General features: G+C 71.4%; 10 protein-coding genes. 5 read left to right on the forward strand and 5 right to left on the reverse strand.

Annotated features, from left to right (window positions below; translation table 11 throughout):
- Positions 1–22: 22 nt before the first annotated feature.
- A complete protein-coding gene (locus tag STRBO_RS0126235; protein WP_202500362.1) occupies positions 23–1,480 on the reverse strand; it encodes a S1 family peptidase in 1,458 nt (485 codons plus the stop codon).
- Between the two features lie 785 nt (positions 1,481–2,265).
- On the opposite strand from STRBO_RS0126235, the gene STRBO_RS0126240 reads away from it, so the two are divergent.
- The 4 genes from STRBO_RS0126240 to STRBO_RS0126255 all read left to right on the forward strand — a co-directional run bounded on the left by STRBO_RS0126240 (position 2,266) and on the right by STRBO_RS0126255 (position 8,448).
- Positions 2,266–2,481, forward strand: a complete 216-nt coding sequence (locus tag STRBO_RS0126240) for a hypothetical protein (RefSeq protein ID WP_005484006.1) — start codon at positions 2,266–2,268, stop codon at positions 2,479–2,481.
- 102 nt (positions 2,482–2,583) lie between these two features.
- On the forward strand, positions 2,584–3,390 hold the full coding sequence (locus tag STRBO_RS0126245) for an HlyD family efflux transporter periplasmic adaptor subunit (protein ID WP_005484007.1): 807 nt from the start codon (positions 2,584–2,586) through the stop codon (positions 3,388–3,390).
- Between the two features lie 116 nt (positions 3,391–3,506).
- Entirely contained in the window at positions 3,507–5,624 is a 2,118-nt protein-coding gene (locus STRBO_RS0126250) for an NHLP family bacteriocin export ABC transporter peptidase/permease/ATPase subunit (RefSeq protein ID WP_237547784.1), read from the forward strand.
- Between the two features lies 1 nt (position 5,625).
- Entirely contained in the window at positions 5,626–8,448 is a 2,823-nt protein-coding gene (locus tag STRBO_RS0126255) for an NHLP bacteriocin export ABC transporter permease/ATPase subunit (RefSeq protein ID WP_005484009.1), read from the forward strand.
- A gap of 103 nt (positions 8,449–8,551) precedes the next feature.
- Here STRBO_RS0126255 and STRBO_RS46065 read toward each other — a convergent pair whose 3' ends face one another.
- Both STRBO_RS46065 and STRBO_RS46070 read right to left on the reverse strand, forming a co-directional pair.
- Positions 8,552–9,187: an ISAs1 family transposase gene (locus STRBO_RS46065; protein ID WP_078531589.1), complete on the reverse strand. Its 636-nt coding sequence runs from the start codon at positions 9,185–9,187 to the stop codon at positions 8,552–8,554.
- Positions 9,129–9,773, reverse strand: a complete 645-nt coding sequence (locus STRBO_RS46070) for a hypothetical protein (RefSeq protein ID WP_005484012.1) — start codon at positions 9,771–9,773, stop codon at positions 9,129–9,131. The genes STRBO_RS46065 and STRBO_RS46070 overlap by 59 nt, the downstream gene beginning before the upstream one ends.
- A 409-nt stretch (positions 9,774–10,182) precedes the next feature.
- Here STRBO_RS46070 and STRBO_RS42245 point away from each other — a divergent pair, with 409 nt between their 5' ends.
- Positions 10,183–10,890 (forward strand): CDP-diacylglycerol diphosphatase, encoded by a 708-nt coding sequence (locus STRBO_RS42245; RefSeq protein ID WP_078531591.1) that lies wholly within the window; start codon positions 10,183–10,185, stop codon positions 10,888–10,890.
- Positions 10,891–11,107: 217 nt separating this feature from the next.
- On the opposite strand, the gene STRBO_RS0126265 is transcribed toward STRBO_RS42245, so the two are convergent.
- Together STRBO_RS0126265 and STRBO_RS0126270 are read right to left on the reverse strand one after the other, a co-directional pair.
- Positions 11,108–12,448 carry an MDR family MFS transporter gene (locus STRBO_RS0126265; RefSeq protein WP_005484014.1) on the reverse strand — a complete coding sequence of 447 codons (1,341 nt, stop codon included), beginning with the start codon at positions 12,446–12,448 and terminating at the stop codon, positions 11,108–11,110.
- The gene (locus STRBO_RS0126270) at positions 12,445–13,914 is read right to left on the reverse strand and encodes an ABC transporter permease subunit (protein ID WP_005484015.1); all 1,470 of its coding nucleotides are present in this window, start codon (positions 13,912–13,914) and stop codon (positions 12,445–12,447) included. Before STRBO_RS0126270 ends, STRBO_RS0126265 begins: the two co-directional genes overlap by 4 nt.
- Between the last annotated feature and the right edge of the window lie 4 nt (positions 13,915–13,918).

A 13,918-nucleotide genomic window follows, 5' to 3' on the forward strand; every position in this document is an offset into this window, starting at 1 on the left:
CACGTGCGGGGGGGGTGTCCGCCTACTGCCGGACGCCCTGCTGCTCGGCGCCCTGGTCGCCGGCACCTTGTTCGCCGACACCCTGGTCACCGGCGCCCTGGTCGTGCTGCTGGCCCGCTCCGGCGTCGTCACCGGCACCGGCCGCGGCGCCGGCGTCACCGGCACCGCCCACGACGCCCTGCTCCTCGCCCGCACCGGCCGCGGCCGCGCCCTCTTCCTCGCCCGCGCCCGCGGCGGCCGCGCCCTCTTCCTCACCGGCACCGGCGGCGGCACCGCCGTCGGCCTGCTCGCCTGCGCCCGCGGCGTCACCGGCACCGCCGGCGGCCTCCTCACCGGCGCCCGCGCCCGCCTCGCCGAGGGTCGCGCCGACCGCCGCGAGGGCGGTGGTGACCGGCTGGAAGAAGGTCTCGCCGCCGGCCGTGCAGTCGCCGCTGCCGCCGGAGGTCAGGCCGATGGCCTGGCCGTCCTCGGTGAACAGCGAGCCGCCGCTGTCGCCGGGCTCGGCGCAGACGTCGGTCTGGATGAGACCGGTGACCGTGCCCTCGGGGTAGTTCACCGTGGCTTCGAGGCCGGTGACCTGGCCGTCGGCGAGACCGGTGGTGCTGCCCATGCGGAAGACCTGGAGGCCGACCTCGGCCTCGCCGGCCGCCTTGATGTCGACCGTCTGGCCGTTGCCGAGGTCGACCGTGCTGGCCGCCTGGGTCGCCGGGTCGTTGTAGTTGACCAGGGCGAAGTCACCGGCGCCGGGGAAGGTGGCGGTCGCGGCGTCGACCGTGGCGATCGGGGCGCCGCCCTCCTCCTCCGACCATTCGGCCTCGACGACACCGCAGTGACCGGCGGTCAGGAAGGCCGGGGCGCCTTCGGCGTTGACGACGTTGAAGCCGGCCGAGCAGCGCGCGGCGCCGGCGAAGATGGCGTCGCCGCCCTCCAGGAACGTCTTGAAGGTGCCGGCGGACTTCTTGATCGTCGCCATGCCCGTGCCGAGCGACTTGGTGGCCGACTCGATGGTGTCCCAGTTCTCGCCCGTGACCGTGGAGTCGGCGGTGACCTGGATCTTGTTGGTGCGGGGGTCGATCGCCCACGCGGTGCCGGGGACGCCGGCCTTCGCCTTCAGCGTCGCCGCGCCCTTCTGCAGCTCGGACCAGCTGTTCTCGACCTCACGGACCTCCGCACCGGCCGACTGGGCCTGGACGATCACGTTGTTGTCGTCACCGGCGGTCTGGAGGCCGTCGACGACGTTGATGACGAGCTGCTTCTCGGCCGAGTCGTAGTACGCGCCTGCGAACGCGTCACCGAGTGCCTCCCGGAGCTGGGAGGCGAGGTCCGAGGCGTCACTCGCGGCGAGCGTCTTCGGGGCGGCGTCCTTCGACTCCGTCTGGGAAGCCATCGCGTTGGGCAGGATGAGGGCTGCCGCGCCGAGCGCCGCCACGCCGCCTGCGGCTATGAACGCCTTACGCTTGGTGGCTCGTTTGTGACTCAACTCTTGACCTCCTGGGGACGGGGTCCGTACCGCCGTCGTGCGGGTGAACTGGGGGCGCCTGGTTGCCAGTTGGTACGGATGGTTCCGGTGGGGCGTTCAACGCTCCGCAAAAAGATTCCGGTCTTCCATTTCGCAAAGCGCGCTACGCCCCCAGTTCGCCCGCCATGTCACGACTTCCCGCACGCACGGGCCCGTCGAGGGCCGCGGAGCCCCTCCGCGGCGACGGCTGCGGCCCTCCTCCGGACCCCTCCGGCCCTCCTGCGGCCCTCCTGCGACCCTCCTCGGACGCGCTTTCGCGATCCGTCGCGGGCAGGGCGGCCGACTGCCCGGCCCCGCACATTCGGCGATCGGCCGGTGGCCCTGCGTCGTCGGCGTCGGACCGGAAACCGGCTTCGGCGAATCTCCACACCGCGTACCCGGCGGGGTCACGGTCGACGACGGTTCCGCACAGGGCCCGGGCGTGTGCCGTGCCTTTGGGGCGGGACTGTCCATTTCGCTTTCCGGCGGGCCATGGACGACCTATGACGATGCCGGGATCCGTGTGAAGAAGCTGCCCCCAACACGTGCGCGACCCTGCACGGATAAACCGTCATGGTCACCAAGTGCGCTGGTGGGAGGCCATGTTGATTGGAGATGCGCGGCGGCGATCTGCTTTGATCCATCGCACCGCGGGGGCCGCCGGACTCTCGGAGACGAGAGCGGGCATCCCCGTGCGCGGCCGTCGTTCTGTCCCCAGAAGGGGGCCGCTCCCCCCTATGAAGAGCTATACGAAGGGAAGTTCCCCCATGAACTCCACCCCCCAGGTCGAGACCGCCGAGATCTCGGACGCCGCCCTCGACGCCGTTTCCGGTGGCCTGTCCGTCAACGCCGTCGGCACCGTCACCGGCCTGGTGGACGGCGTCGCTCCGGTCTCCGGCCTGGTGAACACGGCCGTCGGCACCGTCGAGGGTGTCACCGGTCTGAACACCGCCCCGGTCACGAGCCTGGTCGCCGGTCTCTGATCGAGCCCCTGTGCCGTTGAGTCCCGGAACCACCTGACAGGTTCCGGGACTCTCCGGCGCTCGAACGTCCTCCTCCCGAGTCGCGCAGGTGAGGGAAGTCCCGTGCAGTTCCGCCAACAGGCCCTCGCCAAGCTCCAGTCACCGGAGGAACTCGACCTGCCGGTGCGTTTCGCCCGCCCGCAGGGCTGGCTGGTGCTGTCCGTGACGGTGGTCGCCATGGCCGCCGCGTCCGTGTGGGCCGTCACGGGTTCCGTCGCCTCCACGGTCAGCGCTCCCGCCGTCCTCACCCACGGGCAGGGCAGCTACATCCTGCAGAGCCCGGTGGCCGGCCAGGTCACCGCCGTGCTCGCGCGACAGGGCGAGCGGCTGCCCGCCGGAGCCCCCGTCGTCAAGGTCGCCACCGCCGGCGGCGAGACCGTCGTACGGTCCGTCGCGGCCGGCCGGGTCTCCGCGCTCGCCGCGACGATCGGCCGGATCATCCGCACCGGCGACGACGTCGCGGCGATCGAGAAGGTCGCCGACGCCGACGACCCGCTCTACGCGACGGTGTACGTCCCCGCCGAGAACGCCGCCTCGATCCCCGAGGACGCCCCCGTGGACCTGACCGTGCAGTCGGCGCCCACCCGCCGGTACGGCGTGCTGCGCGGCCATGTGACGAAGGTGGACCGCGCCGCGCAGACCCCGCAGTCGATCGGCGCGTTCCTCGGGGACAGCCGGCTGGGCGAGCAGTTCACCGCGAAGGGCCGGCCGGTGGCCGTCACCGTACGGCTGGACCGGAAGGCCTCGACGGAGTCGGGCTACAAGTGGTCCTCGCAGGACGGGCCGCCGTTCGAGCTGACCTCCATGACCATGGCCACGGGTTCGATCCGGCTGGCCGACGAGCGTCCGATCGATTGGCTGCTCCCGTGACCGCGTCCGAGGACACCGCCCGGCCGCCGACGCGCGGCAGACGCAAGGCCGCCCCGCGCAAGCCCCCGACACCCAAGGGCGGTCGGCGGGCCGTGCGCACCCCGACCGTCCTGCAGATGGAGGCCGTGGAGTGCGGCGCCGCCTCCCTCGCCATGGTCCTCGGCCATTACGGACGGCACGTCCCGCTGGAGGAACTGCGCATCGCCTGCGGTGTCTCCCGGGACGGCTCCCGCGCCAGCAATGTCCTGAAGGCGGCCCGCAGTCACGGGCTGACGGCCAAGGGCATGCAGATGGACGTGGCCGCCCTCGCCGAGGTGCGGGCGCCGGCGATCCTCTTCTGGGAGTTCAACCACTACGTCGTCTACGACGGCATGGGGCGCCGCCTCGGCCGGCGCGGTGTGCACATCAACGACCCCGGCAAGGGGCGCCGGTTCGTGCCCATGGAGGAGTTCGACGCCTCCTTCACCGGGGTCGTCCTGGTGATGGAGCCGGGCGACGACTTCGCCGAGGGCGGCCGCAGACCCGGTGTCCTCGGCGCCATGCCCGCCCGGATGCGCGGCACGGCCGGCACCCTGCCCGCCGCCGTCCTCGCCAGCCTGCTGCTGGTGGCGGTCGGCGCCGCGGTGCCCGCGCTGAGCCGCACCTACATCGACATGTTCCTGATCGGCGGCCAGACCTCCCTGCTGGGTGTGCTGTTCGGGTCGATGGGCGCGTGCGTGCTGCTGACGGTCCTGCTGACCTGGCTGCAACAGGCCAACCTGCTGCGCGGCCGTCTGATCTCCTCCACCCTGTCCAGCGCCCGCTTCCTGCGCCACCTGCTGCGGCTGCCCGTCACCTTCTTCTCCCAGCGCAGCCCCGCCGACCTCGTCCAGCGGCTGCAGTCCAACGACGCGGTCGCCGAGACCCTGGCCCGGGACCTCGCCGCCGCCGGCGTGGACGCGGTCGTCGTCGTCCTCTACGCCGTACTCCTCTATACCTACGATCCGCAGCTCACCTTCGTCGGCATCGCGGTGGCGCTGCTGAACGTGGTGGCGATGCGGGTGGTGATCCGGCTGCGCGCGACCCGTACGGCGAAGCTGCGCGCCGACAACGCCCGGCTCACCAACACGGCGTACACCGGTCTGCAGCTGATCGAGACGATGAAGGCGACCGGCGGCGAGGAGGGTTACTTCCGCAAGTGGGCCGGGCAGCACGCCACCACGCTGGAGGAGCAGCAGCGGCTCGGTGTGCCGAGCGCCTGGCTGGGGGTCGTCGCCCCGACCCTCGCCACGCTCAACAGCGCGCTCATCCTCTGGATCGGCGGCATGCGGGCGGTCGAGGGCCATATCTCCGTCGGCCTGCTGGTGGCCTTCCAGGCCCTGGTCACCCGGTTCACCGCGCCGATCACCCGGCTCAACGGAGTCGCGGGCCGCATCCAGGACTTCGCGGCGGACGTGGCCCGCCTCAAGGACGTCGAGAACTTCCGGGCCGACCCGCTGTACGCCCGCCCGGACGCCGCCGGGTCCACCCGCAGGCTGCAGGGGCATGTGGAGCTGGAGAACATCTCCTTCGGCTACAGCCCCCTCGACAAGCCCCTGCTCACCGGCTTCGACCTCACCGTCGGCCCCGGTCAGCAGGTGGCGCTGGTCGGCGGCTCGGGCAGCGGCAAGTCGACGGTGTCCCGGCTGCTCTCCGGCCTGTACACCCCCTGGGAGGGGGTGATCCGGATCGACGGCCGGCGTCTGGAGGACATCCCGAGGGGAGCGCTGGCCGCCTCGGTCTCCTTCGTCGACCAGGAGGTCTTCCTCTTCGAGGGCACGGTCCGCGACAACGTGGCCCTGTGGGACCCCTCGATCCCGGACGAGGCCGTCGTGGAGGCGCTGCGGGACGCGGCCCTGTACGACGTGGTGACCCGCCGTCCGGGCGGCATCCACAGCCGGGTCGAGCAGGACGGCCGGAACTTCTCCGGCGGTCAGCGCCAACGGCTGGAGATCGCACGGGCGTTGGTCCGCAGGCCCAGCATCCTGATCCTCGACGAGGTGACCAGCGCGCTGGACGCGGAGACCGAGCTGACCGTCATGGACAACCTGCGCAAGCGCGGCTGCGCCTGTGTGGTGATCGCCCACCGGCTCAGCACGGTCCGCGACAGCGACGAGATCGTCGTCCTGCGGCACGGCACGATCGTGGAGCGGGGCCGGCACGAGGAACTGCTGGCACGCGGCGGCGCGTACGCCCAGCTGGTCAGGGAGCGATGAGATGACCGCCGTACCCCAGGAGGGCGACCTCGTCCTCGGCGCGCTCGGCGCGCTGGGCACGCCCCTCGACTGCGCCGGCCACACCCGGCTCGACCTCGAAGGCCCGCAGACCCTGTGGCTGGTGGCGTCCGGCGCGCTGGACCTGTTCGCGGTCGACGCCGGCCGGCAGGGCCACTGGCACCACCTGGGCCGTCTCGAAGCGGGCGCGCTGCTGCTCGGTCCGGTCGCCGGGCCCCAGCACACCCTGGTGGCCCGGCCGTCGCGCGACTGCGTGGTGCGGCGCATCGGCCTGCGTGAGCTGTACCCACAGGGGGGCACCGAGACCTGGTCGTACGACGCGTGGGGCAACCCGCAGCTCGTGTCTCCCCGGACGAGCCCCCTCGAACACGCCCTCGCCCTGGGCGTCGGCCGGGGCCTGTCCATCCTCTTCCAGGCGCCGATGGCCACCGAGCAGGCCGCCGCGCCCACCGACGACGACGTGTTCTGGATGCGGGTGCCACCCGGCAGCGTCCAGTACGGCTCGCTGTACGGCGCGCAGGCGGCGGCCGACCTGCTGATGGACCCGGGGGTCTGGCAGAGCATGGTCGACCAGCAGTTCCGGCTGCTGGCCACGCTGGACCGCTGGATCGAGCAGCTGGAGCGCACCCACGAGGACCGTACGGCCGCCGGGATCAAGGCCGGTGAGGCGGTGCGCGCCCAGGCCGACCGCACGCTGCTCGCCTCCATCGGCAGATCCTCCGCGAAGCGGCCCGCCACGGCCGCCGACGCCGACGCCACGTACGCGGCCTGCGTGCTCGTCGCGCGGACGGCCGGCATCACGCTCTCGGAGCCGGCGCAGAGCGGCACCGAGAGCGACCGGCTCGACCCGGTGGAACGTATCGCGCTCGCTTCCCGGGTCCGGGTCCGTGCCGTCCGTCTCGCCGGGAACTGGTGGCGGGAGAACGTGGGCCCGCTGGTCGGGCACCGCGCCCTGTCCGGCGCGCCGGTGGCGCTGCTGTGGCGGCGCGGGGGCTATGTGGCCGTGCAGCCGTCGTCCGGCCGGGAGACTCCGGTCGAGAAGGCGAACGCGGCGGAGTTCGAGCCGCGTGCCGTGATGTTCTACCGGCCGCTGCCCGAACGGGCGCTGACCCCGCTGCGGCTGATGCGGTTCAGCCTCCACGGCACCGGTGGCGATCTGACGGGCCTGCTGCTGAGCGGCCTGGTGACGGTCGTTCTCGGCTCGCTCGTGCCCGTGGCGACCGGCACGATCCTGGGCGAGTACGTGCCGAAGGCGCAGGAGGACCTGATCGTGCGGGTCTGTCTGGCGATCATGCTCGCGAGTGTGGTGTCGGCCGCGTTCCTGCTGCTCCAGAACCTGACGATCCTCCGGATGGAGGGCCGGATCGAGGCGACACTCCAACCCGCCGTCTGGGACCGCCTGTTGAGGCTCCCCACGACGTTCTTCGCCTCTCGTTCGACCGGTGAGCTGGCCGGCGCGGCCATGGGCATCAGCGCGATCCGCCGCACCCTGGCCGGGGTCGGCCCGGTGGTCGCGCAGTCGGTGACGATCGGTGCCGTGAACCTCGGTCTGCTGCTCTGGTTCAGCGTGCCGATGGCCCTGGCGGCGATCGGCATGCTGGTGATCGTGGCCGCCGTGTTCCTGGGCCTCGGCCTGTGGCAGGTCCGCTGGCAGCGCCATCTGGTGGTACTGGGCAACAAGCTGAACAACCAGGCGTACCAGACCCTGCGGGGCCTGCCGAAGCTACGGGTGGCCGCCGCCGAGAACTACGCGTACGCGGCCTGGGCGGGCGAGTTCGCACGCAGCCGGGAGCTGCAGCAGAAGGTCGGCGGGATCAAGAACCTCAACACCGTGCTGGGCGCGGTGTATCTGCCGCTGTGCACCCTGCTGATGTTCATGCTGCTGGCGGGCCCGGCCCGGGGTTCGATGTCGGCGGCGGAGTTCCTCACCTTCAACACCTCGGTGACGATGCTGCTGACGTCGGTCACCCAGCTGACGGGGGCGTTCGTGTCGGCGGTCGCGGTGCTGCCGCTGTTCGAGGAGCTGAAGCCCGTGCTGGAGGCGGCCCCGGAGGTCCGCACGGCGAGCACCCGGCCGGGGGTGCTGTCGGGCGCGCTGGAGGCCCGGCGACTCTCCTTCCGCTACGCCGACGACGGCCCCCTGGTGCTGGACGACGTGTCCCTCGCCGTCGCTCCCGGGGAGTTCGTGGCGATCGTCGGTCCGAGCGGCTGCGGGAAGTCGACCCTGCTGCGCCTGCTCATCGGCTTCGACAAGCCGGTGTCGGGGAGCGTCCTGTACGACGGCCAGGACCTGGGCGCCCTCGACCCCTCCGCCGTGCGACGGCAGTGCGGTGTCGTCCTCCAGCACGCGCAGCCGTTCACGGGCTCCATCCTGGACGTCATCTGCGGCACCGAGCCGTTCACTCCGGAGGAGGCGATGGCCGCTGCCGCGATGGCGGGGCTGGCGGAGGACATCCAGCTGATGCCGATGGGGCTGCACACCATCGTCCAGGGCAACGGCGCGATCTCCGGGGGCCAGCGCCAACGCCTGATGATCGCCCAGGCGTTGATCCGCCGTCCGCGCATCCTCTTCTTCGACGAGGCCACGAGCGCGCTCGACAACGAGACGCAGCGGACGGTCATCGAGAGCACGCGGGCGTTGAACGCGACGCGGGTCGTGATCGCGCATCGGCTGTCCACGGTCATGGACGCGGACCGGGTGGTCGTGATGGAGGAGGGAAAGGTGGCGGAGGTGGGCGCCCCGGCGGAACTCCTGGCCGACCCCAGGGGCCACCTGCACGAACTGGTCCGCCGACAACTGGCCTAGGTCCCCCGTCGCCTCTGGCGGTTCGCTGTCGGGTGCGGGTCCGGTGGGGCTTCTCGCGCAGTTCCCCGCGCCCCTGAGAGGCAAGGGCTGCGCCCCCTGCTTCTCAGGCCAAGGCCACGGGGAGAATCCGGAACGTCCGCTTTTGATCGTGGGTTGCCGTGAAGGGTGAGGACGTCCTCCGGGCGGGTGTGAGCGCGTCGCCCGTTGGCGATGTCGGCCCAGCCGGCTCGGTGGGGGGTTGCCCGGGCGAGGTCGCGAGGGAGCTCATGACGGCAGGTGTGCGGTGGCGGCGGACCTGGCTGGCGTCCTCGGCGAAGGTGACGTCCTTGACCCAGTGGATCTTGTTTTCGATGATCCGGTGTCCCCTGCTCCAGGCGGCCGGCTCGGCCGGGGAGGCTTCGTGGGCTTCGAGGTCGGTGACCGCGTAGACGGTCTCGGTCGACCACTTCCGGGTGCCGGTCCGGCGTCGCTTGCGACGGATCCGCATGACCTGGCGGGCATGCGGGAACAGGAGGCCGTCGACGGTGACGACCTGCGGTTCGCGGATCTCTTCACGTCCATGGCCCCGGTCGCGGGAGCGGTCCATGACTGGGGCCCGCTTCCAGGGAAGGCGGCTCAACTGGCCTGCCAGTTTAGGCTGGTTGGACTTCACGGAGAGTAGGTAGTGGACCTTGCGCTGTTTAACGAGGTAGGTGGCATGGGCCCGCTGCGTGGAGGGCGTCGACCGTGACCACGGCATCGTTGAGGTCCTGGTCGTCGATGGTGTCCAACAGCGGGGCGAACTCGGTTATCTCGTTGGCTTTCGCGCCGATCTCACGCAGGGCCGTGGTCAGCGCGTCATCGTGACGGACAGCGGTCAGCACGAATACCCGGCTGCCATCAGCGCGGACGGCTCCGCGCAGGCACGTGCCGTCGACCGCGAACGCCCGCCGGCGCCGGCGCTGATCCCGGCTGCGTGCGGAGGTCCGGTGGGCGCGGCGCTGCTCGCGCTCCGGAATGCCCTCCGGGCCCAGCGGCCCTACCACGGACGGTGTCAGAGAGGTGAGTCGGGCGAATCCGGCCGCTGCGAGAGCGCCGGGGTCGACCCGGGCGAAGACGTCCCGCAAGGTCCGCTCTCCCGGCGCCCGGAAGCGGCCGGCGAACGGATCGAAGGGACAGCCCATCCGGGCCAGTACCGCCTGATCGCAGCGGTGGGCCCACTCGGCTATCGAGGACTTCGCGCGCAGGACGATCGGGCACTCGATGGCCGATTCGATGGCCAGCGTCAGCCTGACTCTCGTGACCGCCGACGAGCAGGACCGGCCGATCGGCGCTCTGTCCGTCACCGCGCCCGGAACTCGGCGTCGTAGATGTTACGGGACAACCTTTAGCATCCACGATTCGGGAATTAGTCCAAGCCTGTTTCGATTCCGGCCAGACGAGGCCGAGGACCTCCCCCTCACGGAGGCAGAGGACCAGGATCAGGACGTACGCGCCGTGCAGGTAGTCCCGGCAAAGCTGCGCGTTTTCCAGGAAGCAGGGCTGTGTGCCTGACGGCCTCGCCCGGGACCGCAGGCTGCCGTTCGTGGAGTTCACGTCAGGGCCGGAAGGTGCGTTACCCCATAAGGCTGGTTCAGAGGCCGGGGGGATTACGCGCCCACCCCAGGTCGGAAATATGGTTGTTGATTGACAGGGCCGACGCAAAGCGGTTCCGAGCGGGCGGCTGCGGGCTGCCCCCAAGCGCGGAGATTTCGCATGTACGATACGCAGCCAGAAAACACCCCGGCTTCACGCCTCGACCCAAAGAACTGTGGCGAGCCAGGTGACCACGGTCCTAGAGATGGTCTCTGGCTCAAGGTTCAGGAGTGCATCAGTGCGGGTAATTGCGTGGACGTCGACAAGGCACAGCGCTGCGCCGTGATGCACGGCGGCCTGGTGGTTCCCATCGATCGCGTGAAGGGCATCGAGTGCTATACGATCTGGCAACCCGGGGCCCCCAATTACTGGCACAGCGCCTGGGAATATGTTTGCAAGCACATGCCCCCGGCGTCCACCGGATTGGGAATCAATTCGAAGTCGGCCCGCACCAAGGATCAGTTGCACATCCACATGGCCGACTTTCACGAGAGGGCGAGCGGAGATCTTGTACACGAACTAAAAGGCCAGCAAAAAAATATGGCCCCCTACAGTGGCAAATCATGGGCGGAGTCACTGGTCACGGCAACGGGATGGGTTGCGTCGGCCCAAAAATGGGAGCAGAGAAAATATCGAGCACACCATGTCCTAAATCTGGGCAGCAACCTTTTCGAAACTTTGCAGAAGGAGGTGGCCCCGAGTTCGGAGCGAATGCAAGAGCAAACTATGATTGTGATTCCAGCGCCACAGGGCTTCTACGTTTTGAACAGCGAAAAAGGCATCCGCGATGGCACTAGTACATGCGACTATCTCCTCAGATGTAATTGAGGATCACGCGTCGGTGCGGTCTATGGGACCAGGGGCCCGAGGAGAGTTCCGTAGGTCGCGGTTTGGTCGGATGATCAACGATGGCCGGACATGAAACAGCACGGCTCTTGTGGATCATGGAGTTCCCTACGCTCCCAGATCAGCAAGGCTGCCGTGCTCGTCGATCCATCCTCCCTCATGTCCGCGCCCATACGCGAGGGGGCGCAGCCCCTGCTTCTCAGGGGCGCGGGGAACTGCGCGGGAAACCCCACCGGACCCGCACCCGACTACGAATCCCGCGCGGCAGCAGCAGCACCGAGGCCACCGGGACCACCGCCAGCACCACCCACGGCACCACCCCCGACATCCCCGCATCCATCAACGCCCCGACCCCCGCACTCCCCACCAACACGATCAACCCCGACACGGACGACATCGCCCCCGTGTACAGCCCCAACCGCCCCTCGGCCGCAAGATCCGGCACCCACGCCCGCGCGGCAGGCGCCACCAGCATCTGCCCCACCGTCAGCAACACCACGAACCCGGCGGCCGGCAGCAACCCCGCACCCCCCGTCCACCCCGCGGGCAGCGCCCCACCCACCACTGCGAACCCGGCGGCGATCAGCAACAACCCCACCGTCATCGCCCGCCGCAGATCCAGCCGCTCAGCCACCCACCGCGTGAGCGGCAGCTGCGCGGTCACGACGAGCAACGAGGACAGCCCGAACAGCCAGGCCAACGCCGTCTGCGACCCGGTGGCCCGCTCCACCTCGTCGGGCAGCAGCAGGTACAGCTGGTTGTAGGCCAGCAGATACGCCCCGTACGCGCAGCACAACGCCAGGAACCGCCGGTTGCGCAGCAGCCCCCCGAGGCCGCCCTTCACCGCGACCCGCTCCCGCCCCGGAAGGTGCCGCGGCAGCAGCCGGACGTGCCCGGCGAGGACGAGCACGAAGACCCCGGCGCCCGCGAGGCACACCACCCGGTAGTCCACCGCCAGCAGCAACGCGCCGATGAGCGGCCCGACGAACGCCCCCGCCTGCCCCGCCACCGTGAACAGCGCGAGCACGCTCGTCCGGGGACCGCCGCCCGACGTCTCCCAGACCACCGCCTGCCGGGCGACCTCGGACTCCACGGCCGGGGAGAACAACGCGGCGGCGAACCCGATGAGCAGGACCGCGCCGACGACCGACCAGGTCTCGTCCGCGTAGCCGAGCCACGCGAACCCGGCGATCCGCAGCAGACATCCGGCCAGCGCCACGGGCCGTACCCCATAGCGGTCGGTCAGCGCACCGCCCACCACGAACAGCCCCTGCTGACTGAAGGTCCGCAGCCCGAGCACGAAGCCGACCATCCAGCCCGCCATGCCGATCGCCGTGCCGAGGTGCTCGGCGAGGAACGGCAGCACGGCGTAGAAGCCGACGTTGAAGGCGAGCTGGGTGAGGATCAGCAGCCTCAGCAGGGGGTCGAGCTTCGCCCAGGTGCCGCGCCGGGAGGGCTTGGCCGTGTCCAAGGGCGTCCCGCCGGTCGTCCGGGGGGTCGGGACGTCGGTCACCGTTCGCTGCTCCTCGGGCCCGGTCATCCGGTCTCGCCGGCGGTCGTGGCGGCGGCCGGACGCGGTTGACGTGCCGCCCGGGCGAGCGGGCGGCGCGGCAGGCGCACCCCGCCCGCCGCCGTGACCGCGAGCGCGCCGAGGAGGGCGAGGGCGGTGGCGGGGGCGAGGACGGCCCAGGGGGCGCGTTCGGCGTAGGGCTGGTTCTCGGCGAGGAGGAGGCCCCATTCCGGGTCGGGCGGCTGTGCGCCGAGGCCGAGGAAGCCGAGGGAGGTCAGGGCGAGGGCCACGCCGGGCAGCCGGAGGAGGGCGTGGCGGGCGACGGGCGGCAGGACGGCGGGCAGCAGTTCGCGGCGGAGCAGATAGCCGTCCCCCGCGCCGAGCCCCTTGGTGGCCGTGATGTGCGTCGTGGCCCGTTCCTGTTCGAGCAGGGCCGTGGTGTGCGCGGCCAGGGGCACCCAGGCGACGGCGGCGACGGCCAGCGCGGGCGTCGTCGCCCCACTGCCGGCGACACCGGCGACGAGCAGGCCCGCGAGGACCGCCGGTATCGCGTTGACGGTGTCGACGAGGGGCCCGGAGAGCCGGGGCAGCAGCCCGAGCAGAAGGCCCGTCAGCAGTGCGGCCGCGCTGATCGTGACCGCCAGGGCGAGAGTCGTGAACGCCCCGTGGCCGATACGGGCGAGCAGGTCCCGGCCGAGTGCGTCGGTGCCCAACGGGTGTGCCCAGGACGGGGGTCGGAGCCGGGCGCCGGTGTCGAGGGCGAGCGGGTCGCGGGTCAGGCCGAGCCCGACGACCGTGAGCAGGACGGTGCCGTGGACGAGGGGGGAGCGGCGTGGCGCCGGCGGGTTCGGGCGGTGCAGAGAGTGCAGCGCGCCGTCGCGGAGGGCCGGGCCGATGAGGAGGCGGGCGGCGAGGCGGGCGAGGGCTCCGGCGAGGGCGGCCAGCAGGACGAGGGCGAGGGTGCCGGCCTGGAGGACGGGGAGGTCCTGGGCGATGGCGGCCTGGAGGGCGGTACGGCCGAGGCCGGGTATGTCGAAGATCTGCTCCACGGTGACGGCACCGCCGGTGAGCCCGACCACGAACAGGCCGATGTTGGGCAGGAGTCCGGGTATGCAGCGGCGTACGGCCTGGCGGGCGGTGGCCCGCCCGGGTATGCCGCGGGCGGCGGCGGCCAGCGCCCAGGGTTCGGCGAAGGCGCCGGGGAGCAGGTCGTCGAGCATCCGGCCGAGCAGCGCGCCGGCGGGCAGACCGAGGGCGAGGGCGGGCAGCACCGTCCACCGCGGCCCGTACCAGCCGAGCGCGGGCAGCCAGCCGAGGTGCACCCCGACGGCGACGGCGAGCACGGAGCCGGTGAGGAACTCGGGCAGCGCGGCGAGCATCGCGGCCGCGCTGCCGCCGCCGCGTCGGTCGTCGAGGCGGCGGTGCGCGCCGAGCCAGAGGGTGCGGGCGCAGACCGCCGCGGCCGTGGCCGCCGCGACGAGGAGCGCGGTGGCCATCAGC

Origin of the sequence: Streptomyces bottropensis ATCC 25435, from assembly GCF_000383595.1 — a bacterium.
Lineage (GTDB): Bacteria > Actinomycetota > Actinomycetes > Streptomycetales > Streptomycetaceae > Streptomyces > Streptomyces bottropensis.